Raw genomic sequence first — 23,424 nt, 5'->3', positions numbered from 1 at the left:
CAAACGTTTGAAATTTTATGCAAACGTTTGAAAAAATATGAAGAATAATTTGGATGAAATTAATATTGATTTGATGCGTATTGGAATAGTAACTTGTGTTCACCTAAAAATTAAAATTTACCTCCTAAAAGAGGCATTGGCCACTTTTGTTGGGGCAAAAATGGAGGTTAGACAATCAATAAGGCTATTATTGGACTTTAAGGAATTGTTAAATCTCAGTAGAAGGGTGTAGAGGATGACTTTGGTCAAACATCTTGTCGCAAAACCTCCAATGGTGGGCGGGAGAGGATTCCTCGGCTGTTGATGAGTCCGATGAAAACGGTCATGAGGGATACAAACATAAACACGGCCAGGACTGGCAACACCTCGGGTTTGAATTCTGCTTCGAAACTGAATTTGGCCAGTGACCAGCTTCCCGCCAATGCGATCAGAATCCCGGTGAAAGCAGCAAAAGAGCCCAGGAAGAAGTATTCGAGTGCCGTAATTGCGAATATTTGTTTCCGGCTCGCGCCGAGGGTTCGTAGTAAAACACTCTCCTGCAATCGCTGGTATTTACTGATCAGTACCGAGGCAATGAGCACGATTAGGCCTGTAAGAATACTGAAACCGGCCATGAAACGGATCACAAAGCCGATTTTATTGAAAATATCATCCAGCACCCGCAAAACCAACGCGAGATCAATGATCGAAATGTTTGGAAACTGGCGTACTATGTCCTGCTGGAACAGTGCCGAAACGTGTGGGTTGGGTACGTGGGTAAGCATAGCATGAAACTGCGGTGCTTCCTCCAACACGCCCGTGGGGAACACGACCAGAAAGTTAGTCTGCACTTCGCCCCAGTTAACGTCCCTGAAACTCGACACAGTTGTGGTCATTAATGTACCCTGCACATTGAAAACCATGGTGTCGCCCAGCTCGATCCGGCTCCTGTCTGCGAAACCTTTCTCTATTGAAACGGGTATCAGGGCATCTGTTTTTTTGTAAACACCCTGCCATTTTCCTTTTACAATTTTTTCGGATGAAGTGATCGAGTCGCGGAAGGTAACCCGGTACTCCCGTCCAAATATGCGGCGGGATTGTTCGGCGGTGGTGTCACCTTCAAAATCCGCAGCCGTGCGTCCGTTCACTTCTTCGAGGCGCATATTAACGATGGGTACGCTTTGGTTAACGGGTACATTGCGGTTTTTTGCAATCGCTAGTACGCCTTCCTTCTGGTTTCCCTGAATGTCGAAAAGTATAATGTTCGGTTGGTTGCCGCTGGTGGATAACTTAACTCTGGTGAGCAGGATCGTTTGCACAAAAAACAATGTGCATATCAAAGAGGTACCGAGGCCAATGGAGACGATCAGAATGGAGGTCTGGTTGTTGGGGCGGTACAAATTGGCAAGCCCTTGCCGCCAGAGGTAGCTCCATGAAGTGGGGAAGAACTTGCGAACCAGCCACATCAGCAGACTGGCGATCGCATATAACACGACAAATGCGGCAAGGATGCTCACGGTGAATACCAATGCTTCGATCCACGTGCGCATTTGCAGAAACGCGAACCCAAAAATGAATAGGACGATCAAACCGTACAATCCCCAGGTCAGGGGATCGCGTTCGAGTTTGGTCGAATCCAAAGAAACGCGCAGTACATTCAGCGGGGAAACTTTCCGGATCGACAGCAATGGAGGCAATGCAAATAACACGGATATCAATACGCCGATCGCCAGCCCTTGTGCGATCGCCATCCATGAAACGGTCGTAATCAATTCAAATGGCAATAAGTCTTTGATCACAATAGGTAAATATTGCTGTATAGCCGTGCCCAGCAGCGCGCCCAACACGGACCCGATAATGCCGATTCCCGTAATCTGAATAAGGTAAATTAGAAATGCCTGTCTGGCTTTCACGCCAAGGCACCTCAGTATGGCAATGGAATTCAGTTTTTCTCTGATGTAAATATGAATGGCACTGGCCACACCGATGCAGCCGAGTAGCAATGCAACGAAGCCAACCAATGCAAGAAAACGTGTCAGGTCCTGAAACGACCTGCCTGTATCTTCTTTTTGGCCTTGGACGGTGTTGTAGTCCAGGTCATATTTTTCAAACTGTGGTTCCAGTTGCTTGACGAGCTTTTCGACGTCGGTTTTAGGTGGAATTTTGAAATAATAACGATACCCAACCCGGCTGCCTTTTTGCATTAGGCCGGTTTGCGTCAGGTAATCCATCGGAATGTATACCGTAGGTGCCACGGAACTGGTGAGGCCGGTCGATCCCGGTGCTTTTTCCAGAATACCTGCGATGGCGAAAGTTACATTCCCAATTTTGATAGAATCGCCGACTTTCGCCTGGTATTGCAGCATGAGTGTCTGGTCCACCAATGCTTCTCTTCCGGCCCGAAATGTCTTCTCGGCTGCGACGGGAATGGTTTCCAGCTTTCCGTAATAGGGAAAATCGCCGGACAGTGCTTTGACCTGCGCCAAACGGTTTCCACCATTTTTTGTAAAATAAACCATCGAAGCAAAGCTCCGTTCTTCTGACCGGGTTTTGCTCAGGGAATCCACTAATGCTTTCGCTTTCCCCTCCACGGGTTTGTTTCCGTACAATGCCAAATCAGCGCCGATTAATGTGGCTGCCTGTTCGTCGATATTCTCCCTAAGGTTATCCCCGAGTGAATAAATGCCCACCAATGCCGCTATTCCCAAGATAATGGAGGAAATAAAAAGCACCAGACGGGAGCGGTTTTTTCTGCTATCGCGCCACGCCATTTGCAGCAGCCACGGGAAATTCAGTTTATCTTGTTGCATGTTAGTGGGAATGTAGACTTACCAAGTCTTGAAGACTTGGCAAGTCTTTTTGTCTTGCTATTCAACCAATTTGCCTCCTTTGATCCGAATGATACGCTGCGTTTTTGCAGCCAGTTCCAAGTCATGGGTTACGACTACCAATGTAGTTCCGGCCTCTTTATTCAGGTCAAAAAGGAGCTTGACTACTTTTTCGCTGGTTTCGGCATCGAGGTTTCCGGTAGGTTCGTCGGCAAAAAGGATCTGAGGTTGGTTAGAAAATGCCCTGGCGAGTGAAACACGCTGCTGTTCACCCCCGCTGAGTTGGGTAGGGTAATGATGGCTACGTTCAGACAGGCCGACTTTATCAAGCAAATCCAAAGCTCTGGGTTTGACGTTTTTTTCTCCCCGTAGTTCCAATGGTACCATCACATTTTCCAATGCGGTCAATGTGGGGAGCAACTGGAAATTCTGAAAAATGAACCCTACATACAGGTTTCGGACTGCTGCGAGCTGGTCTTCGCTGAGACCATTGAGTTTGGTCCCGTGCAGCTCGACTACGCCGGAAGTAGATCGATCCAAACCTGCACACAAGCCTAGTAAGGTCGTTTTACCGCTGCCGGAAGGTCCTACAATGGACATTGTAGAACCGGCTTCAACCGAAAAATTAATATTATCTAAAACAGTTAACGAACGGTCTCCACTTTTATAAATTTTGCTTACATGCTGCAGATCGAGTATGGTATCCATCAATTGTTTCTATTTTTATGTTTGCGTGGTGCTAAGTCTGGGCAACTGCTTTTGTTCTAATTTGGTTCTTTTCGATTTGTGTTGCACATAAATATAGTGTAAGCGGCGTTTAAAACTAAATGAACGGGGAAGGGCGCTATTACACCTGCTATCCTGTTTTTGATTTTTGTCTGTTTGATAATTCCTATGAACCGCTCCCCATTATTATTCCTGTACCTGCTAGTTGTCACATTTCTGGCGTCTTGTTCCAGTGAAAAAAAAGAAGATTCCACCGATAAGCCTGATTCTGTCGCCGTTACAGCCGAGGCTTCCACTGCAAAGAAGAAAACCATCGTGTTTTTTGGAAATAGCCTTACCGCCGGATTCGGCCTCGACGATCCATCCCGGGCTTTCGCGGGCCTGATCCAGAAACGTATTGATTCTTTAAAATTAAATTATAAAGTGATTAATGCAGGTGTGAGCGGGGAAACGACTTCGGGTGGTAACAGCCGCATTGACTGGCTTCTTAAACAACCACTGGACATTTTCGTGCTCGAACTAGGCGGGAATGATGGGTTGCGCGGTATACCTGTTTCAGAAACCAAAAAGAATCTGCAAGCCATTCTCGACAAAGTGCATTCTAAATATCCCGACGCGAAACTGGTACTGGCCGGCATGCAAATCCCGCCGAATATGGGCCAGCAATATGCCTCGAAATTCCGGGCGGTATATGCTGACATTGCCGCGAAAAACGATCTGACGCTCATTCCTTTCCTACTGGAAGGTGTCGGTGGCGAGCCAAAACTGAATTTGCCGGACGGAATTCACCCAACAGAAGAGGGACATAAAATTGTCGCCGAAAATGTCTGGGACAAAATCAAAGGGCTTTTGTAAACGAATGACCGCAGTTTGGAACAATAAGCATTGGTAATCAACAGCTGTTAGTTCTTAACGATCCTGTAATTTTTAACGGACCCATCCTGCCCGACAACTTTGATCATATAAAATCCTTTTTTCCAGTTGGCAACCGGAATGCCTTTTGACGGATTTCCTTTCAGCGTCAAAACGGATCGTCCCTGAGAATCAAACGCTTCCATTAACTTGAATGAGCCTGCTCCCCGGATAGAAAGCCGGTCAGCGACGGGATTAGGGAAAAATGAAATGTCGGGCTCGCTGAAACGGATGAAACGAACGCGGCTATACGCAAAAGAGCCATCCATATCCATCATTTTGAGCCGGTAATAGCGATTTCCTTCTCCTGGCGACGAATCAACAAACATATATTGGAACAGGGTAGTACTTTCTCCAAGCGCTTTCACCGTGCCGCTATAATGCCACTCATGACCGTTTTTGCTGCTTTCAATATCAAAACTACGGACATTGGATTCTTGTGAAGTCGCCCAGCGAAGCAGCGCGGTCGGACCCTCACCAATCACCTGAAAATGGTCCAACACCACTGGAAGTGAGCCGTTGCAGGCGGTATTGAGTAAGCTTTCATTATAGCAGCTTCCTGAATTATTGGAAACATTGAGGTAACTAAACACCGAATGATTATTCAGAAAATTACATACAGCAGTGGCGCTGCATTGCGAAAGTTTAGGATTGTTTTTGATCGTCAAATCGCCGGTAATGCTCAGGGAATTGTTTAATGCATTTAAACTGGACAGATTTTGGTTACCATTTACATTAACCGACCCGTTTACGAGAGTCAGCTTATTGAGACTGTTGATGTTGGTCAATGTGGAATTGAATGATAATTCGATGCCGCCAACCGTGGTCAATTTATCCAGACCATTGAGTGTAGTTAGGTTGTGATTTTCACTGATAATGATGGAGCCCCCCACGGATTCCAGGTTCTGCAGCGGCGACAGGTTGGTGATTACATTGTCGACCAGGCTGGTAATGTAAATATTGCCCGAAACCGATTTCCAGCTTGAACTCCACGAGTTCAGGGCGTTTTGGCTGGTAAATTCCACATTGCCCAAATACGTTTGACTTAATGCCATGTGAGTGCCGAGTGAAAACGCGGAAATTAACAATAGGTTGCGCGGAAGTTGAAAACTAGTTTTAGATAGAGGTAGGTGCATCTGTGAAGGAGGTTTGTCGGCTACTAAATTACAAAAAATTAAGGCCCGGAACCTGTTATAAAAACAAGTTCCGGGCCTTTCTTATTGAATGGATATTCTCTACACAACCCTGTCCCCACGTATAACCCGAAGAATTATTGCAACTACTGCAATCACTAATAGAACGTGAATGATGTTACCCATTCCAAAGCTTGCGAAGCCAAAATAGCCAATCAACCAAATTATGACCAGGATGACGGCTATTGTATAAAGAAGATTTCCCATTGTTTTAATATTTTAAGTTAGCATTATGATATATATGTTAATGCTATATCAATTTAAATGCCAGCGTCTCCATGGTGGTAATAAGGCCTTTTTATTCCCCGCATTCTACAATATTTGCGGTGTAGCTATCATTTAAAACTGTAAGTTGTAGAAAATTTTCTCAAAGCATATTTTTGACCACTAATGAAAAAAAGCATTTTCCTTGCCATTTTCCTTCTCGCAATTATTCATTCATGGGCACAGGCATCGATTGTAGACACCGTGGAAGTGTATAGCAACAGCATGAAAAAGAAGCTGAAAGCAGTTATCATCCGGCCTGATCATTACAATTCATCCACTACATTGCCCGTCGTTTATTTGTTGCACGGGTACAGCGATAACCACGCAGGCTGGCTTACCAAGGCAGCAGGCTTTCAGAAAGCTGCGGACCTGCATAATATGATCATCGTATGTCCCGACGGCGGGTATAGCAGCTGGTACTGGGATAGTCCGGTAGATGCGCAATCACAATATGAGACCTACATTTCCAAAGAACTCGTGGCTTTTGTGGACGCGCAGTATAAAACGATCAGAGACCGGAGAGGTCGGGCGATTACGGGGCTGAGTATGGGAGGACATGGGGCATTGTATCTGGCATTGAAGCACCAGGATGTTTTTGGTGCAGCCGGTAGCATGAGCGGTGGCGTGGATATCCGGCCTTTTCCTAACAATTGGGATATGGCCAAGCGCCTCGGTAAACTGGCTGACGAACCCGAGCGCTGGGAGAAAAATACGGTGATCAATATGCTGCATTTGCTCACTCCCAATCATTTGTCTCTGATCATTGACTGCGGAACAGACGACTTCTTTTACGAGGTAAATGAAAATCTGCACAAACAGCTTTTATACCGCAACATTCCGCACGACTACATTACCCGTCCCGGTGGGCACACTTGGCCCTACTGGGCCAATGCGGTGCAGTACCAGCTCCTTTTTATGAGTAATTACTTCAATAAAAAATAAGGTTTTCAACGTAAAGCGCTCTGATGAACGACCGACGAAAGTTTCTGCTCAATGCGCTTGCCGGCGCGACGATCTCGGCAGTTTTACCGGAAAAATTGTTTTCAAATCCATTAAACCAAATTAAAAAAGAGGAAGGAAGTTTAATCGTATTGTTCCAGGGAGATTCGATCACGGACGGTAACAGAACCAGGAACATGGACTGGAATCACGTAATGGGGCATGGCTTTGCCTACATGATTGCGAGTAGGCTGTGGTATGATTTCCCAGCCAAAGGGTTGCATTTCTTTAATCGTGGCATCAGCGGTAACCGTGTTACCCATTTGGCGGAACGCTGGCAGACCGATACGCTCGATCTGAAACCCGATGTTCTTAATATTTTGGTCGGAATCAATGACACGGAAGCTGCTATCAAAGGCAATGTATCCTGTACTCCTGAGCAGTTTGAAAATGACTATCGGGCATTACTAACATTGACCAAAGAAAAACTGCCCAATGTAAAACTAGTGCTCTGCGAACCGTTTTTACTGCCGATGGGAAGAGTCAAAGAAAACCTGGACACTTATCAAACCGAAATCACAAAGCGGCAAAAAAGCGTAAAGCTACTTTCCGAGGAGTTTGGAGCCATTCACATTCCTTTTCAGTCCGCATTCAACGATGCATTGTCAAAGGCACCGGCGGAGTACTGGATTTGGGACGGGATCCATCCTATGCCCGCGGGTCACGAACTAATGGCCAGATTCTGGCTTGAAAAAGCAGGACCGGCGTTGGGATTGGTTGGATAATAGTATTTTACGATTAGATACAAAAGTTTTCCCAATTCCATTATGAAGCTATTCCAATTGTGTTTGATGTTTTGCCTGGCTGGTCTGCACCATGTATTTGCTCAGCATAATTCTCTACCGGATCCATTACTATTTAACAAAGGCCAAAAGGTAAAATCGGTCAAGCAATGGCCCACGCGGAGAAAAGAAATCCTCGAAATCATGACTACGCAAATGTATGGTACCTCGCCTGGCAAGCCTAAAAACATACGTTTTGAAGTTTTTGATAACGATCCGAAAGCATTGGGAGGAAAAGCTACCCGCAAGCAAGTAACTGTTTTTATTAAGGAAAAGGATAAAGAGGCGCAGTTTGATCTTTTGATTTATATTCCAAACAAAGCGAAACATCCGGTACCTGCGATCATGGGGATCAATTTTGTTGGTAACCAGGCTATTATTGCTGATCCTGGGGTGAAATTAACAACTGCCTGGGTGGAAAACAGTCAAATGTTTCCCTGCGGTGAAAACGGAGAGGCTACCGATGCGTGCCGAGGCGTGAATGCGAGCCAGTGGGCGGTGGACAGCATTCTGGACAGAGGTTACGCGCTAGTGACGATGTACAGGGAGGAGATCGCCTCGGACCGGAAGGAAACCATGTTCCAGACCGGTATTCACACGCTTTATCCCGAATTACAGATCCGGGATGATAATTTCAGCACAATGGCAGCATGGGCCTGGGCATTGAGCCGGGGGATGGATTACATTGAAACCGACAAGGACATCGATTCAAAAAAAGTTGCTGTATTCGGCTTTTCGAGACTTGGAAAAGCCGCATTATGGGCCGGTGCAACCGATCAGCGCTTTGCAATGGCGCTAAGTAACGAGTCCGGGGCAGGTGGAGGAAAGCTGTTCCGGCGTGGAATCGGTGAGAACATTACAAGGCTGTGCACGGTTTTTCCGCATTGGTATGCCAAAAGTTTGAGAAAATATATGGATAAAGATTCAGAACTTCCGTTCGATCAGCATTTTGTGATGGCGCTGATCGCGCCGAGGCCGGTTTATCTCGCTACTGCTGAGGAAGATAGGAATGCGGATCCTGCGGGAGAGTTCGAAACGGCGAAGGCTTCGGATGGGATTTACAAGTTTTTAGGTACCAATGGATTTGCAGGAACCACATTTCCTGCATTAAATGAGCCCATTTCCGGCCAAATAGGCTTTCACATCCGCCCGGGTGGGCATGACGTTAAAATGTTCGACTGGATACAGTTTTTAAATTTCTCTGATTTACATTTGCAGAAATAGACCTGACCTAATATTTAATTTTACTATTCAACTAAATGAGCAACATCCCGTCTTCCGGCACAGTAAACACAACACCCCCCCGATTTACAGAGAATAAGTACCTCATCACACTGGTCTTCGTGACCTCGCTGTTCATGTTCTGGGGAATTGCCATTACGATGGGAGATGTTCTAAATAAGCACTTTCAACACGTTTTAAGTCTGACCAAAACGCAGTCTGCATTCGTGCAATTCGCCATTTTCGGAGCTTATGGAGTCATGGGTATCCCGGCCGGTCTTTTTATGAAGCGTTTCGGGTATAAAAATGGTGTACTTTTCGGACTGACGCTTTTTGCGATCGGTTCGTTTTTGTTTGTACCGGCTGCTGCTGCTGCTTCGTTTCCATTTTTTGGTGGAGCGTTATTCATTCTCGGTTGCGGTATTTCGACGCTGGAAACGGTTGCTCACCCATTTGTTGCGTCGCTGGGTGATCAGCGTACCAGTGATATGCGTATTAACTTTGCTCAGGCATTCAATGCATTAGGTACCATTATCGGACCGGCGGTCGGTTCTTATTTTTTATTGAGAAATAATGTAGAAGGCAGTACGGACCTTACTTCGGTCAAAACATTATATATCGTGATCGGAAGTGTGATCGCCACGATCGCGGTGTTATTTTCATTCGTAAAAGTGCCAACTTTGATTGATCCGCATGGCGCCGTAGATCCTGCCGCTGCCAATGTGGATACACATCCTGAAAAAGGTCTTTTCGAGCACAGGCATTTCAAATGGTCTGTTTTAGCGCAGTTTTTCAACGTAGCCGCACAAGCCGGAACCTGGGCGTTCTTTATCAATTACGGTCACGAGAAAATGGGCTTCACCGACGCAGTGGCTGGTAACTACATGATCCTTTTCTTCGTGTTGATGTTGACCGGTCGTTTTGTAGGAACATTCCTGATGCGTTTTATTGCGCCAAATTCTTTACTTGCGATTTTTGCAGCCTGCAATATTGTCATGTGCCTTATTATCGCGCAAAGCTGGGGCTGGCCGTCATTTATCGCATTACTAATGCTGAATTTCTTCTTCAGTATCATGTTCCCAACCATTTTTAGTCTTGGTTTAAAAAATTTGGGTGCTCATACGCAGCAAGCCTCATCTTTTATCTCAATGGGTGTAGTAGGAGGGGCGTTTTTCCCTTTTGCAATGGGCGCAGTGGCCGAAACAAACGTAGCCCACGCCTATTATCTGCCGATCATCTGCTATGCAGTGATCTTCTTGTTCGGTTACAAATATTATAAAGTGCAGTAAAGCGATTAGCTTTTAGCTTTGGGCATTTTAGCTAATCGCTAAAAGCTAAAAAAGCACCAACATTGTCACAAATCATAAGGGATTAAAAAAGCATATGAAACTCTGGGGAATTGACTTAGGAGGTACAAAAATAGAATGCGCGGTTCTAGATTCAGATCGCAACCTGGAAGTAGTGGTCCGCATGCGGCTTCCAACTGAGTCTGCAAATGGTTACCAGCATATTTTATCTCAGATCAAAAGGCTGATCGATATGGTGGCTGAGCAGGTAGGCGAGAGGCCTTCCAAGGTTGGCTTTGCGACTCCGGGCGTGCTGGAACCCGAAACGCACCTGATGAAAAACTCCAATACGATCTGCCTGAATGGACAACCATTGAAAGCAGATCTTGAAAAAATACTGGGCGTGCCATGCCAGCTGGCCAATGATGCCAACTGCTTTGCACTGGCAGAGGCATTGATCGGTGCCGGTAAAGAGCATCCGACGGCGGAGGTTGTTTTCGGTGTGATCATGGGAACAGGTGTTGGTGGAGGATTGGTAGTGAACAATAAAATCATTGCCGGACATCACGGTATCGGTGGTGAATGGGGTCATAATATTCTGGAAGAGGGAGGCGAACCATGCTATTGTGGAAAAGCCGGCTGCGTAGAACAAGTGATTTCTGGCCCGGCGCTGGAACGTTATTACGAGCGTGTCAGTGGTGAAAAATTGACTATGAAAGTGATTCTGGAACGTTACCACGCGGGCGGCGATGAGCACGCAAATGCTACGATCGAGCGACTGTTGGAATATTATGGAAGAGCCATATCGACGCTTATTAATGTGCTGGATCCGGGACTGATCGTGATCGGAGGGGGCGTAGGGAATGTTGAGCTGCTTTACACGGCGGGTTACGAACGTATCAAAAAGTATATTTTCAACAAAGGTGTGGTGACCACGCCTATACTTAAACCTAAGCTGGGCGACAGCGCGGGGGTATTCGGCGCAGCGCTGTTATAGATAGTTTGCGAAGAAAAATACGATTGAATGGGGGAAGGGATGCTGGTCATCCCTTTTTTATGCAATTTGTCACTGTTAGTGAGTCATCAGACAGTAAATCAGTATTTTAGAGCACTTCTTAGGGGTAACTAACATTGAAACCCAAGCCAAGCGGTATGACAACAGCCGGTACGCTCCAGCGCATTAAATCCATTGATACAGTTCGCGGTGCTATTATGGTCATTATGGCCCTCGATCACGTCCGCGATTACTTTCACATTACTGCGTTTACCGCCGATCCACTGGATCCACAGAGTGCTACCGCTGCACTTTACTTCACCCGATGGATCACCCATTTCTGCGCTCCCTCATTTATGATGTTATCAGGCATCTCCGCCTATCTTTCAGGGCAAAACAAAACAGTTGCTGACACTTCTACATTCCTGATCAAACGCGGTTTCTGGCTTATTTTGGTGGAAATCGTTTTCATGACGTTTGGTTTTTCTTTTGATATTACATTCAAAACCATTTTCCTCGCAGTACTGTGGGCGCTGGGATGCAGTATGATTTTGCTAGGCCTACTGGTGCGTTTCGTTTCCCCCAAAACCATTTTGGTCATAGGCTGCATTCTCATTTTTGGACACAATTTTTTAGATTATGTGAAGGTGGCAGAAAACTCCACCCTGGATGTCGTACTGCGTATATTTTTTACGGGTAGGGGAACATTCCTTCCCAGAGGCGACGGAGGTACAATTGGATTTCTGTATGTAATTCTGCCCTGGTCGGGGATAATGATGGCGGGTTACGGGCTGGGTACGTTGTATAAAAAAGGTTTTCCGCAGGAGAACAGAAGGAAGAGGCTATTGATCTCAGGCTTTGTGATAATCCTCCTTTTTGTTGTTTTAAGATTGATAAACGGATACGGCGACCCTTCACATTGGACCGAACAAAAAACGGGTTTCCAGACATTCCTGTCATTTATGAATGTCAGCAAATATCCTCCCTCCCTGCTTTTTACATTTATGACGCTGGGGCCGGTTTTGATCATTCTCGCTTTGACGGAAAAAGTCGATAACGCATTGACAAGAATATGTACTGTATATGGAAAAGTGCCATTCTTCTATTTCATGCTGCATTTTTATATCATACATATTCTTACCATGATTGCAGTGCTTTCTTCCGGGTACACCTGGGAGCAGGCTACGGATGATAAGCTCTTTTTTAAGTTCCGGCCAATTGATTTTGGTTATGAGTTAGGTACCGTTTACATCATCTGGATACTGATCGTTGCCTCGCTTTACGTACCCTGTAAATGGTTTGGCACGTACAGGGCAAGACATAAAGCATGGTGGCTGAGTTATTTGTAGAATCCTTTCCAATTGATTTATGAAAAATATTTTACTGATCGCATTTTGCCTTTTTGTTCACGTGGTTGCCGCTCAGGCCCCTACCGAAACTTACCCGGTCGATCCTGCTTCTGCGGAACAGGCCGGCGTACCGAAAGGTGAGGTTTTGAAATTTACATTTGATCAGTCCAAAATATTCCCGGGTACCTGGCGCGAATACTGGGTATATGTGCCTGCGCAATACAAAGCTGACAAGCCAGCGTGCGTATATGTTAACCAGGACGGGATCCAATGGAATGCTCCGGTAGTATTTGATAACCTCATTCATAAAAATGAAATGCCGGTAACGATCGGTGTTTTCGTGATGCACGGCCGCGTAAAAGCCGCCAATCCAGCGGAGGCAAATGACCGTTTCAACCGCAGTTTTGAATTTGACGGACTGGGGGATGCCTACGCGAAGTTTATACTCGATGAAATATTACCAGAGGTTGAAAAGCAGAAAACCAGCGACGGGCGGGCCATTCGTTTATCCAAAAGTGGCAATGACCGCGCCATCGGAGGATCAAGCAGTGGGGCCGTGTGCGCATTCACAGCCGCATGGGAGCGCCCGGACGCATTTACCCGTGTGTATAGTGCGATAGGCACGTATGTAGGCCTGCGCGGCGCCGATCGCTACCCCATATTGGTAAGGAAATATGAGCCCAAACCGATCCGAATTTATATGCAGGATGGAGCCAACGATCTCAATATTTATGCCGGCGACTGGTGGATGGCCAACCAGACGATGTTACGGGCATTGACATTTGCAGGATATGAAGTGACGCATCAATGGGGAGAAGGCGGGCACAATGGTAAGCAGGGAACCGCATTGTTTCCCGAAGCGATGCGGTTTTTATGGAAAGGATGGCCCGAGGCTGTTAAATCCGGGGCTTCACAAAACCAGGTACTTTCAACGATATTGCTTCCGGGGGAAGAATGGAAACTGGTAGGAGAGGGCTACAAATTCACGGAAGGCCCCACCGCTAATCAGGCGGGAGAAGTTTTTTACCAGGATATTCCCAACTCCAAAACCTATAAAGTGGGTGCCGATGGCAAGCCAGTTATTGTCAACGAAGATTCGCAGAATGCCAGTGGGACGGAATTTGATAAAAACGGAAACCGGTTGGAAGTTGCTAAAAAATCACTTTCGATCGCCCGATATGATGCCCAAAACAAAAAGCAAGACATTGTCAAAGAAATCTCAGGAAATGATCTGACTATTTCGGCCAGTGGCAACATTTACGTGACGTCTCCTGACGGCAAGGAAAAGCCGAGTATTATTTATTTGATCAAACCTAGTGGTGAAAAAGTCATTGCAGACCAGGGAATCCTTTACGCCAACGGCGCAGCACTGTCTCCCGACCAAACACTTTTGTATGTGACTGAATCGACTTCACATTGGGTATGGTCATATCAGATCAAACCCGACGGAACATTGACCAACAAACAAAAATTCGGGTGGCTGCATGTTCGTGATACTGAGGAAAATGCCTGGGCCGACGGCATTACCTGCGACCGCGATGGCCGTATATATGTAGCTACACGCGCTGGCATACAGGTACTTGATCAGACAGGGCGTGTCAACTCAATCCTGCCCACACCAAACGGGGCCGCTTCCAATGTGGCCTTCGGTGGGAAAGACTTTGACATTCTTTATGTGACCGCGAACGATAAGGTTTATTGCCGAAAATTGAAGGCAAAAGGGGCTAATAACTGGGATGTACCCAATAAACCCGATGCGCCAAAATTGTAAATCAACGGCGCGTTTGCAAAATGACGTTTGGGAATAGGGTAGCCCCTCCGGGGCATTTAACAATTTTGACCAACCATTTTTCTAGCAATAGGTAGCCGCTCTGCGGCAAAGCAATGCCGCAGAGCGGCTACCTGTTACTAGAAAAATGGAAATCATTAATGTTAATGCCCCGTAGGGGTTACCTGTTGTTAAAAATGGGTATCGTTATTGTTTATGCCCCGTGGGGGCTACCTGTTGCTACCAAAATGGATGTTGTTATTGTTGATGCCACCATCGTTGCATATATTGTCGCCGCATGTGACCATTTTGTTTTGCCTACGTCTAAATGATATTAACCATTTAAATGTAACTTCTAATGGACGGTATCTATTCGCAATGCTACATTCATTTTGTATTCGCTGTAAAATTTAAAAATGCTGCTATTTCGGCGGACTGGCAGGAATCCCTTCATAAATACATTACCGGAATTACTCATAATAACGGGCACAAATTGATGGCAATCAATTCAATGCCGGATCATGTGCATATGTTGGTCGGTTATAATGTTACACAGGCTGTTGCTGAATTCATGAGGTTGGTGAAAGGGGACAGTTCGGAATTTATTAACAAAAATAAATTTACACCTGTCAAATTTCATTGGCAAAGCGGCTATGGTGCTTTTTCAATCAGCCTGTCGGGCATTGATCGTCAGGTCAAATACTTCATTAACCAGGATCAGTACCATCAAAACATTCAATTCAGGGCCGAATACATGGACATGCTGAAAGAGTGGGAAGTTGATTTTGACGAAAAAAATATATTTGAGGAGCTAGTTTGATTGAGCAATGATAATTTACCCCAAATAAGGCCCACCCGGTACGCCCCAGCCCCATTTTGGCATGGGCTCATCGGGGTTCATGGACAAATCGTCCACATTGGAATTGATCACAGCGATGCGGGTGCCCCATTCAATGTAGGCTACAAAGGCGGACCGGAATTCGGGGTCGGCGGGTAAATCTATTTCATCAACCGTTTGCAGTAGCAGCGAAACCCAGCGCTGGCGATGTTGCTCTGTCAGGTGCTTGGACAAATGCTTTTGAATCATTTTAAAATGACTTCCTTCGCTGGTACTGTACATTTCAGGGCCTCCGAAAACTTCTGCAATAAAATGCGCAACGTGCAGCTGATGTTCGCGGGACATATGCTTGAAAACAGGTTCCAGAAGTTCGTCCGACAATACTTTTTTGTAAAACAGGTCGGTCAGCTTTTCGAATACCGGCATACCTCCCGCCCATTCATATAGGCTAGGAATTTTGATCTGATCATTTTTCATGACAATGTCTTTGTTTTTAATAGCTTTAATTCCAATCCATTACGATACCTTCAAATCCTTCGAGCTTTGGTATTTCTAAGTCAATATATCCGCCTTTGTAAGTGAATTTCACTGGTTGTCCGTTAGTTAAGCCAAATATCTTTTTCGGCTGCTTTTCGGAACGTACCCTGAATTTGAGTTTGTAAAGTGGTAAAGGCTCAAAATAAGTGTTGCCGCTAAAACCCGTCAGATTCACCAGGTGCAGGATCATTCCATCGCTCGCAGTCTTCTCTTTATTAATGACGGTATTACGGGTAAATTCCTTTAAAATCGTTTCAACTCTTGCCGGGGCATTGGTTTGAATCGTTTGTGAAGCATCTGGTAAAATGTAGTTGATCGCGTCCAGCAGTAGATTTTTATGCTCTTGGTAGCCATGCATATAGTAAATGCGCCCAAGGCTCATCGGAAAAATGAATGCTTTGCTTTTTGCATGATTTTTAATGCCCATTCCGTAAAAGCCGGTCGGTTCGTGACCACCGATGATCTCTGGAGGCCCGGGGCGACCTTTGGCCAATATGGGAAGGTACTTTGCGTCGGTATCACTGAGATCATATAACCCCAGGTTGAATTTCCAGAAAAGCATAGATTGTCCTGGAAAGCTTTTAAAAATCTGACGGTTATCAGGTACCAGATAGTTTCCAGCCCCATCATTATCTTTCTTTTCAATCTTCGCGCCAAACAATTGATACAATGTTTCCGGATTGTCGAAGAGGCTTCTGCTGGTGGCTATGAGATGGGTACCTAGTTTGCTGGCTTCTTTCAGGACGTCAATGGCCTCGGGTTTCAAATATGTAATTTCAGGAAGTATCAGCAGCTTGTAGGCTTTCACTTTGTCAGTCAGGTTGTCGATCTGGCCGTCTTCAATGATGTCAAAAGGAATGTGCGCCTCTCTTAGCATGAGTTGAATACCGCGGTACTCCTGCATGGGCTCTCCGTTTGGCCAGGCTCCCGGTGCTATAATGGCAATTTTCGCCACAGATTTATACTTGCCAAAATAGGGTTCATGCTTCTTGTGAAATGCATAAACTTTTCTGAAAACCTCGTAATTGCGCTCGTCTTCATAGCCCCGCATGTCGCCCATCATGCTCATATCCAGCCCGGAACCATTCGCAATGTTCTCATAAAGCCGGATCTGAACTTCCTGAGGTTCGACGGCATTGTAACGCGATTGGAATGAGATCTGCTGAATGCTCGCATTGCTGTTAATGTGGTTTGGAAACGAATTGACCGCATTACCTACATTATCAGAAGCAGTATAAGGCCAGTAGGGTAATGTGGTCATGCTTTGCGACTCGTGCCTGATAATGTCAACGAATTTATCCGAATAGGTACAGATCGCAATTTGGTCGTTTTTAGATTTAACCAGCTTATGCAAACGTTCCGACCAGTCCTCAATGGTATTTTTTTTGAATTCCAAATATTTTTGAAATAAAGGATCTGCTTTATTTTCCTCAGTCGGAAGTATTTGTCCTCCTGAAAATTCCGCGAACCGTTTTTTATCATAATCATTCTGATCAATACCGTGGTACTTGCCTTCGTATGGATTATTGACCTGGTACCCGGGCATATTGAGAAAAATTCCGTCTATCGGAAATTGTTCAATCACCTCTTCGATGATCCTGAATGCTTTTTCCTGCACGTAGGGCGCATTAATCGATACTACATACATATCGGTATTAATGATGCGCTCACCTTTTGGAGAGATATAGCACCAGTCGGGATGAGCGTTATAGATACTTTCATGCACCCGGCTGAAATCAAAACGAACAATTACTTTGATATCATTTTCGTGGCATTTTTTAACAATGTCAGCCAGCACGCCCGGCCTCATATACGGATTGATATAATGAAAATCGAGCTTGGAAGGATAGAAAGCCATGATGCCGCCTGCATTAATCAGCAACGTATTCGCTGAAAAATGAATAAGGTCAGTCACAATGGAGTCTGCATTAATCGTCGCGCCTTCATAGGAAGGCAGGTTCATTTGAATAACCCGGAGATTATTCCTTTTCCACCACAAATCTTTTCCGACAGGTTTTTGAGCCATCACGTTTTGGGTAAAAATCAGAAGGCAAATCAGTGCAGATAATTTTTTCATGATGGAGTAAATGTCGTTTAAGGGGAAAGTGAGTAAGCATTCGGGTTCTACTGAATGAATTAAAGGCTTTCAGGACTCCAATTATTACTGGCTCAATTTTTTAATAAACGTTACGTCATCAACACTTCGCCATCAAAATATACAGCAATTTGAAGAACAAACTGATACTGTTTCTTTTCACAATGGGTAGTTTGGGCATGAGCGACATCGCGAGCGCGCAGGAAAGCTGGTTCAGGCGTTTTGTTAACAAGACCATTTCTGACACTACCGCACCGGGTGAGCCTAGCTTCCGCATTTACCCCACGTTGGGTTACTCTCCTGAAACCAGTTTTGAGTTCGGGCTATCATCGCTATTGATTTTTCAAGCCAAAAAAGACACATTGAACCGGTTGAGCGAAGTCGCTGCTTTCACATTCATTACACTCGAAGGGCAATATGGGCTATGGTTTGACAATGCGATTTATGGGGATAAGGACAAATGGTTTTTTCTCGGAAGGACCAGGTTTCAGAGATTTCCGCTGCTCTATTATGGTATCGGCCCGGAAACACCGGAAAAAGATCCCGCATTGATCGACGCCAATTACTTACTGCTACGCCAGCGGGTTTTAAGAAAAATAAGGCCTAATCTCTTCATTGGCCCCGAAGTTGATTATCAGCAATTATATAATACCGCATTCAAGCAGCCTGATAATCACACTTACGACAAGCCGTTGGGTAGCGACGGGACCCGCAACATCGGGCTGGGAGCAGCATTGGTCTATGATGATCGTCACAATGTGTTGAATGTCAGGAAAGGGTTTTTTGGTGAAATTTCTTTTCTGAAATACAGCCCTCAGCTGGGTAGTGACTTTAATTTTCAGGGAATTAATCTGGATGTAAGATCCTCACATCCCGTGAGCGTGCGGAATGTGCTCGCATGGCAGGTATATGGTAACTTCTATTCAGGCAATGTCCCGTTTAACCAACTCGCGCTGATGGGCGGGGAAATGATTATGCGGGGTTACTATTACGGCAGGTACCGGGACAAAAACATGATCGCTACCCAGGTAGAGCATCGCTGGTTGCCTTTTGGATTTAGCAAACGCTTTGGCGCAGTAGTGTTTGCAGGCACCGCTGTAGTCGCACCGAAAATCAATGCATTTACATTTAAACACGTTCGGCCATCGGGTGGTGTCGGGTTGAGATACCTGTTATTTCCGAAAAAGGATATCTTTTTAAGATTGGATGTCGGTTTTACGAAGGATGGGCCGGGGTTCTATTTATTTACGGGAGAGGCATTCTGATTTAAATTTATTCCCTGTGCCTGTACGTGAATGCGACGACAAATAGCAGCGCGCCAACCAGACCCAGCGCGAGAGAAAGAGAAGTGAATTCCGCTATGATTCCAATCAATGCGGGACCTGCGAGCTGTCCTGAATATCCCAAAATGGTGACGGCTGATAGCGCGATACTGGGCGGCACATTCGGTATGCTGCCTGCTGCCGAGAAGAATACAGGAACAACATTGGCTGCACCAAGGCCTACCAGCACGAACCCGATGATAGCAGCTGCTGCCCAGGGAGTTAGTACAGCTATCAGGAATCCTGAACCAGCCAGTAATGTGCCGTAAAATACCACTTTTGCCGACCCCAAACGATGAATGAGGCCATCTCCGGTAAGTCGCATAACCGCCATGGCTACCGAAAATGCAGCATAGCCTACGCCGGAAAGTGACGGATCAAAATCTCTTGAAAACTGTAAAAACACTGCGCTCCAGTCCAGTAATGAGCCTTCTGCCAGAAACAATATAAAGCACATTAAACCCAAAACCAGTACAGCACCCTTTGGTAGCACAAAGTTGGTATTATCCATTTTGGCCTCCTCGGCATGTGGAAGCAGGTATTTGAACTGTGTTACGGTGATTAAAACCAATAAACCTGAAATACTGACCGCCGCGACCGTAGGAGATAATCCGGCTTTGATCAGAAAACCCAAACCGATGGAACCAAGCAAGCCGCCTACGCTGAACAGTCCGTGAAATGACGACATGATATGACTTCCATGGCGCTCCTGCACGAGTACCGCTTGTGCATTCATGGCTACGTCCACAGAACCAATGCCCGCGCCGAATATAAATAGTGCAACGGCTAGCAGGTAGGAAGTAGGCGCCATCAGCAGTAGCGGTAATGTAGATGCAATGATCAGTGCTGAAATGAGTGCCATGCGACGGCTTCCATATTTGTTGATCAGCAAACCTGTCACGGGCATCGTAAATATGGCGCCCGCGCCTAATGAAAGCAATACGACACCAAGATCAGCATCATTGAGACCAAGTTTTATCTTGGCAAAAGGAACCATAGGCGCCCAGCTGGATAGTCCGATCCCGCAGACCAGAAAAATGAGTAGTGTGGCCCTGCGTGCGGCGCTTATTTTTAATTTCTCGTCCATGCTTTCAAATACATTACTACTAACTGATTTGCAAATAAATGCAAATTTGCATAAAATTGCAAAATAATAAATTAGAATGGTTAAGGAAAAGCGATTTGCGTACATCCTGGAAAGACTGCGCGATGCAAATGAAGTCGGTTTCGCGCAGCTAAGCAGCGAGCTGGATGTATCGGAAGATACAGTCAGGCGGGATATTGATGCATTGAGTAATAGTGGCTTACTTCTTAAAATCAGAGGAGGGGCTATTCCTCGATCTCATAATCCGCTCAGTTTCAAAGAAAGGATCGGGTATTTGAAGGATGACAAGGAAGTCATTGCATTAAAGGCGCAATCCCTGGTAAAAAGCGGGCAGACTATTTTTCTGGATGGAGGGACTTCGGTATTTACGCTGGTTTCCCTGTTACCAACTGATATTACATTGACGGTCATTACCAATAATACGGCCATTATTCCCGCACTTTCGGCTTATAGTGGTATCAAACTGATCATTCTGGGCGGGACTTACTTCAAGGAATCTGAGACAATCGTGGGATTGCAGGCGGTCAAAATGGTAGAGAACTTTCAGGCTGACCTGTATATGATGGGGATCTGTGCGCTTGACACGGATAAGGGTGTTACGGCCAGTTTCCATGAAGAGGCTGAGTTGAAACAGACGATGCTGGCACATTCCGGAATGGCAGTCGCATTGAGCACTTTCGAAAAAGTGGGAACATTTGAATCGTACCGTGTATGTCCGATCGAAAGCCTGGACTATATCGTCACGGAAGTCGACGCAAATGACAAAAAGTTCGAGGGTTTTAAAAGGCTGGGCGTGAAAATTCTGTGAAAATTGTAAATTTGAATAAAACGAAAAGGAATTATGCAAAGCTGGCAGCAAAGGATTAATATCAATCATGAAATTCGTTTCGGTAAACCTTGTATTACCGGTACCAGAATAGCTGTTTGGGATATTTTGGGCTGGCTTGCTAGTGGAATGACCTATGAGGAAGTGATTGAAGATTTTCCTGCCCTGACCAAAGAAGATATATTAGCGGCGCTTGCATTTGCTGCCAATCGTGAAGAAAACACTAAAATCCTCGTAACGGCCTAATGAAATTTCTTTTCGATGAAAACATCTCTTACAGAATATTAAAGAAAATCAGCACGCTTGCCCCTCAAAGTTTACACGTTAGCCGCATCGGGCTAACGCAACCTGCCTCAGATTTGGATATCTGGAATTTTGCGAAGAAGAAAGGTTTTGTACTAGTTTCTTTTGATGAGGATTTTCAGGATTTGTCTCACTTGAACGGCTTTCCTCCCAAAGTGGTCCTGCTCCGGGTCGGAAATTCATCAACACAGAATATTGCAGAGATATTATTTAGCAAATGGTCTGACGTAGAGCAGTTCTACCAATCTGAAACATTTGGTTTATTGGAGATTTTTTGAAAAAGACTTTCCAGGTTTTCAAAACCCAGAAAGTCTCCTTTACTATTAGATATTCTTCTTCTTCGATTCTTTCACTGCGAAATCAACGGCACGGGCGGTGAGCGCCATGTAGGTTAGCGATGGATTCACGCAGGAAGCGGAAGTCATTGCAGCGCCGTCCGTAACGAATACGTTTTTCACTGAGTGCAGCTGGTTGTTGCCGTTCAATACCGATGTTTTTGGATCGCGCCCCATCCGGGCAGTTCCCATTTCGTGAATGGCCATTCCAAGGTATGAGCCATTGTCGTGGGTTTTTACATTTTTTAAACCCGATTTTTCAAGCATTTCGGCAGCGTCATTCATCATATCTTTCCGCATTTTTTTCTCATTCTCACGCAGATCGGCGTCGAAAACAACGGTAGGAATTCCGAATTTATCTTTTTTCTCTTTGCTCAGATACATGTAGTTTTCATGGTAAGGCAATGTTTCACCAAAACCGCCAAAACCCATCGTCCAGGCACCTGGTGTAGTCAGTTCTTCTTTGAAATCTGCTCCAAAGGCGAGTTCAGCCACATTACGCTGCCATCCCTGACGACCGCCACCACCCTGATATCCGAATCCACGCAGGTAATCGCGTTTGTCGGAACCGATATTGCGGTAGCGAGGAATGTAGATACCATTGGCACGACGTCCGAAATAATACTTGTCCAGATCACCTTCCCATACACCACTTGCTCCTGTTCGGAAATGGTGATCCATCAGGTTATGGCCCAGTTCGCCTGAATCATTACCCATTCCGTTTGGAAAACGTTCTGATGTAGAATTTAGCAGAAGTGCAGTAGAGGCCAACGAACTGGCACAAACAAATATCAGATTTGCGAAATATTCTTTTTCCTGCAAAGTCACCGAATCCACTACGCGAACACCGGTAGCGCGGCCATTTCCTCCTCCATTACCACCAGATTTTTTCGCATCGTAAATAATTTCTCTTACAACTGTATCCGGGCGCAGCGTAAGCAAACCTGTTTTAAACGCCGGTGGAAGCGTGCTGGACTGGCTACTGAAATAGGCGCCATAAGGGCATCCCAGCGAGCAGCGGTTACGGTACTGGCATGGAGAACGCCCTCCATCCAGCTGTATTTTAGTTGGTTGCGACAAGTTGGCAACGCGGCCAATAGTCATATTGCGGCCTGGAAATTCTTTTTCCAGTCTCTTACGTACCTCTTTTTCTACAAAGTACATATCCATTGGCGCAATAAAATCACTGTCAGGTAATTGAGCCAGGCCTAGTTTTTCCCCGGATATCCCTACATGTTTCTCAACATAGGAATACCATGGCGCAACATCCTTATACCGGATGGGCCAATCCACAGCAACACCGTCTTTCAGGTTGGCTTCAAAATCTATGTCGCTCAAACGATACGACTGGCGGCCCCACATAATGGATTTGCCACCCACGATATTGGGACGGAACCAGTCAAAGCGTTTCTTCTCTTCATATGGGGAATCCATATCGTTCATCCAGTATTTTTCCGTCATTTCATTATACGGGTAGTCTCTGGACAGGAATGGATGTGTTTCTTTTTGTTTTACGGTCAGTCGGCCATTGTATTGCGATTCCCAGGGCGCTTTCAGTGCGTTTTCATAGCCTGTAACGTGTTCCAGGTTTCTGCCTTTTTCAAGCATTAATACTTTCAGACCTTTTTCGGTCAGTTCTTTGGCTGCCCAGCCGCCCGATACCCCTGATCCGATCACGATCGCATCATAGGTAATTTCTTTTACTGCATCTATATTTAAGTTCGCCATTTTCAAAACTGTTATTATTTCATTGAGGTTA

At 45.5% G+C, this 23,424-nt stretch carries 21 protein-coding genes; 13 read left to right on the top strand and 8 right to left on the bottom strand.

Annotation, left to right across the window (positions count from 1 at the left end; genetic code table 11):
* Positions 1-245: 245 nt before the first annotated feature.
* Both ABIO93_RS22150 and ABIO93_RS22145 read right to left on the bottom strand, forming a co-directional pair.
* Positions 246-2,789, bottom strand: a complete 2,544-nt coding sequence (locus ABIO93_RS22150; protein WP_348071721.1) for an FtsX-like permease family protein — start codon at positions 2,787-2,789, stop codon at positions 246-248.
* 57 nt (positions 2,790-2,846) lie between these two features.
* Positions 2,847-3,515 (bottom strand): ABC transporter ATP-binding protein, encoded by a 669-nt coding sequence (locus tag ABIO93_RS22145; RefSeq protein ID WP_348071719.1) that lies wholly within the window; start codon positions 3,513-3,515, stop codon positions 2,847-2,849.
* Positions 3,516-3,701: 186 nt separating this feature from the next.
* On the opposite strand from ABIO93_RS22145, the gene ABIO93_RS22140 reads away from it, so the two are divergent.
* Positions 3,702-4,388, top strand: coding sequence for an arylesterase (locus ABIO93_RS22140; RefSeq protein WP_348071717.1), 687 nt, complete (start codon positions 3,702-3,704; stop codon positions 4,386-4,388).
* A gap of 47 nt (positions 4,389-4,435) precedes the next feature.
* On the opposite strand, the gene ABIO93_RS22135 is transcribed toward ABIO93_RS22140, so the two are convergent.
* Both ABIO93_RS22135 and ABIO93_RS22130 read right to left on the bottom strand, forming a co-directional pair.
* Entirely contained in the window at positions 4,436-5,500 is a 1,065-nt protein-coding gene (locus tag ABIO93_RS22135) for a T9SS type A sorting domain-containing protein (protein ID WP_348071715.1), read from the bottom strand.
* A 180-nt stretch (positions 5,501-5,680) separates the two neighbouring features.
* Positions 5,681-5,845: a lmo0937 family membrane protein gene (locus ABIO93_RS22130; protein ID WP_348071713.1), complete on the bottom strand. Its 165-nt coding sequence runs from the start codon at positions 5,843-5,845 to the stop codon at positions 5,681-5,683.
* A gap of 183 nt (positions 5,846-6,028) precedes the next feature.
* Here ABIO93_RS22130 and ABIO93_RS22125 point away from each other — a divergent pair, with 183 nt between their 5' ends.
* The 8 genes from ABIO93_RS22125 to tnpA all read left to right on the top strand — a co-directional run bounded on the left by ABIO93_RS22125 (position 6,029) and on the right by tnpA (position 15,124).
* Positions 6,029-6,847: an alpha/beta hydrolase family protein gene (locus ABIO93_RS22125; RefSeq protein WP_348071711.1), complete on the top strand. Its 819-nt coding sequence runs from the start codon at positions 6,029-6,031 to the stop codon at positions 6,845-6,847.
* Positions 6,848-6,870: 23 nt separating this feature from the next.
* Positions 6,871-7,629 (top strand): SGNH/GDSL hydrolase family protein, encoded by a 759-nt coding sequence (locus ABIO93_RS22120; protein ID WP_348071709.1) that lies wholly within the window; start codon positions 6,871-6,873, stop codon positions 7,627-7,629.
* Between the two features lie 42 nt (positions 7,630-7,671).
* Positions 7,672-8,910, top strand: coding sequence for an acetylxylan esterase (locus ABIO93_RS22115; protein WP_348071707.1), 1,239 nt, complete (start codon positions 7,672-7,674; stop codon positions 8,908-8,910).
* 35 nt (positions 8,911-8,945) lie between these two features.
* Complete coding sequence (gene fucP / locus ABIO93_RS22110) at positions 8,946-10,196, top strand: L-fucose:H+ symporter permease (protein ID WP_348071705.1); 1,251 nt, start codon at positions 8,946-8,948, stop codon at positions 10,194-10,196.
* A 94-nt stretch (positions 10,197-10,290) separates the two neighbouring features.
* The gene (locus ABIO93_RS22105; RefSeq protein ID WP_348071703.1) at positions 10,291-11,190 is read left to right on the top strand and encodes an ROK family protein; all 900 of its coding nucleotides are present in this window, start codon (positions 10,291-10,293) and stop codon (positions 11,188-11,190) included.
* A gap of 155 nt (positions 11,191-11,345) precedes the next feature.
* On the top strand, positions 11,346-12,536 hold the full coding sequence (locus ABIO93_RS22100; RefSeq protein WP_348071701.1) for a heparan-alpha-glucosaminide N-acetyltransferase domain-containing protein: 1,191 nt from the start codon (positions 11,346-11,348) through the stop codon (positions 12,534-12,536).
* A 19-nt stretch (positions 12,537-12,555) separates the two neighbouring features.
* Positions 12,556-14,307 carry an SMP-30/gluconolactonase/LRE family protein gene (locus tag ABIO93_RS22095; protein ID WP_348071699.1) on the top strand — a complete coding sequence of 584 codons (1,752 nt, stop codon included), beginning with the start codon at positions 12,556-12,558 and terminating at the stop codon, positions 14,305-14,307.
* 355 nt (positions 14,308-14,662) lie between these two features.
* Positions 14,663-15,124, top strand: coding sequence for an IS200/IS605 family transposase (gene tnpA, locus ABIO93_RS22090; RefSeq protein WP_348071697.1), 462 nt, complete (start codon positions 14,663-14,665; stop codon positions 15,122-15,124).
* Between the two features lie 15 nt (positions 15,125-15,139).
* Here the strand turns inward: tnpA and ABIO93_RS22085 are convergent, their stop codons facing one another.
* Together ABIO93_RS22085 and ABIO93_RS22080 are read right to left on the bottom strand one after the other, a co-directional pair.
* On the bottom strand, positions 15,140-15,619 hold the full coding sequence (locus ABIO93_RS22085) for a group II truncated hemoglobin (RefSeq protein WP_348071695.1): 480 nt from the start codon (positions 15,617-15,619) through the stop codon (positions 15,140-15,142).
* 25 nt (positions 15,620-15,644) lie between these two features.
* On the bottom strand, positions 15,645-17,756 hold the full coding sequence (locus tag ABIO93_RS22080) for an alpha-amylase family protein (protein ID WP_348071693.1): 2,112 nt from the start codon (positions 17,754-17,756) through the stop codon (positions 15,645-15,647).
* 149 nt (positions 17,757-17,905) lie between these two features.
* On the opposite strand from ABIO93_RS22080, the gene ABIO93_RS22075 reads away from it, so the two are divergent.
* A complete protein-coding gene (locus ABIO93_RS22075) occupies positions 17,906-19,039 on the top strand; it encodes a BamA/TamA family outer membrane protein (protein WP_348071691.1) in 1,134 nt (377 codons plus the stop codon).
* Positions 19,040-19,046: 7 nt separating this feature from the next.
* On the opposite strand, the gene ABIO93_RS22070 is transcribed toward ABIO93_RS22075, so the two are convergent.
* Positions 19,047-20,183, bottom strand: coding sequence for an MFS transporter (locus tag ABIO93_RS22070; protein ID WP_348071689.1), 1,137 nt, complete (start codon positions 20,181-20,183; stop codon positions 19,047-19,049).
* 76 nt (positions 20,184-20,259) lie between these two features.
* Here ABIO93_RS22070 and ABIO93_RS22065 point away from each other — a divergent pair, with 76 nt between their 5' ends.
* Genes ABIO93_RS22065 through ABIO93_RS22055 form a run of 3 tightly spaced genes read left to right on the top strand, consistent with a single transcriptional unit; the run spans position 20,260 to position 21,608 of the window.
* Positions 20,260-21,009: a DeoR/GlpR family DNA-binding transcription regulator gene (locus ABIO93_RS22065; protein ID WP_348071687.1), complete on the top strand. Its 750-nt coding sequence runs from the start codon at positions 20,260-20,262 to the stop codon at positions 21,007-21,009.
* 33 nt (positions 21,010-21,042) lie between these two features.
* Positions 21,043-21,273, top strand: coding sequence for a DUF433 domain-containing protein (locus ABIO93_RS22060; protein WP_348071685.1), 231 nt, complete (start codon positions 21,043-21,045; stop codon positions 21,271-21,273).
* Complete coding sequence (locus ABIO93_RS22055; protein ID WP_348071683.1) at positions 21,273-21,608, top strand: DUF5615 family PIN-like protein; 336 nt, start codon at positions 21,273-21,275, stop codon at positions 21,606-21,608. The genes ABIO93_RS22060 and ABIO93_RS22055 overlap by 1 nt, the downstream gene beginning before the upstream one ends.
* A gap of 45 nt (positions 21,609-21,653) precedes the next feature.
* Here the strand turns inward: ABIO93_RS22055 and ABIO93_RS22050 are convergent, their stop codons facing one another.
* Positions 21,654-23,393 carry a GMC family oxidoreductase gene (locus tag ABIO93_RS22050; protein ID WP_348071681.1) on the bottom strand — a complete coding sequence of 580 codons (1,740 nt, stop codon included), beginning with the start codon at positions 23,391-23,393 and terminating at the stop codon, positions 21,654-21,656.
* Between the last annotated feature and the right edge of the window lie 31 nt (positions 23,394-23,424).

The organism is Dyadobacter sp. (genome assembly GCF_039919315.1).
In the GTDB taxonomy this organism is placed as follows: domain Bacteria; phylum Bacteroidota; class Bacteroidia; order Cytophagales; family Spirosomataceae; genus Dyadobacter.
Note: the sequence above shows the minus strand (reverse complement) of the source record. Positions and strands in the feature narration are given on the sequence as shown.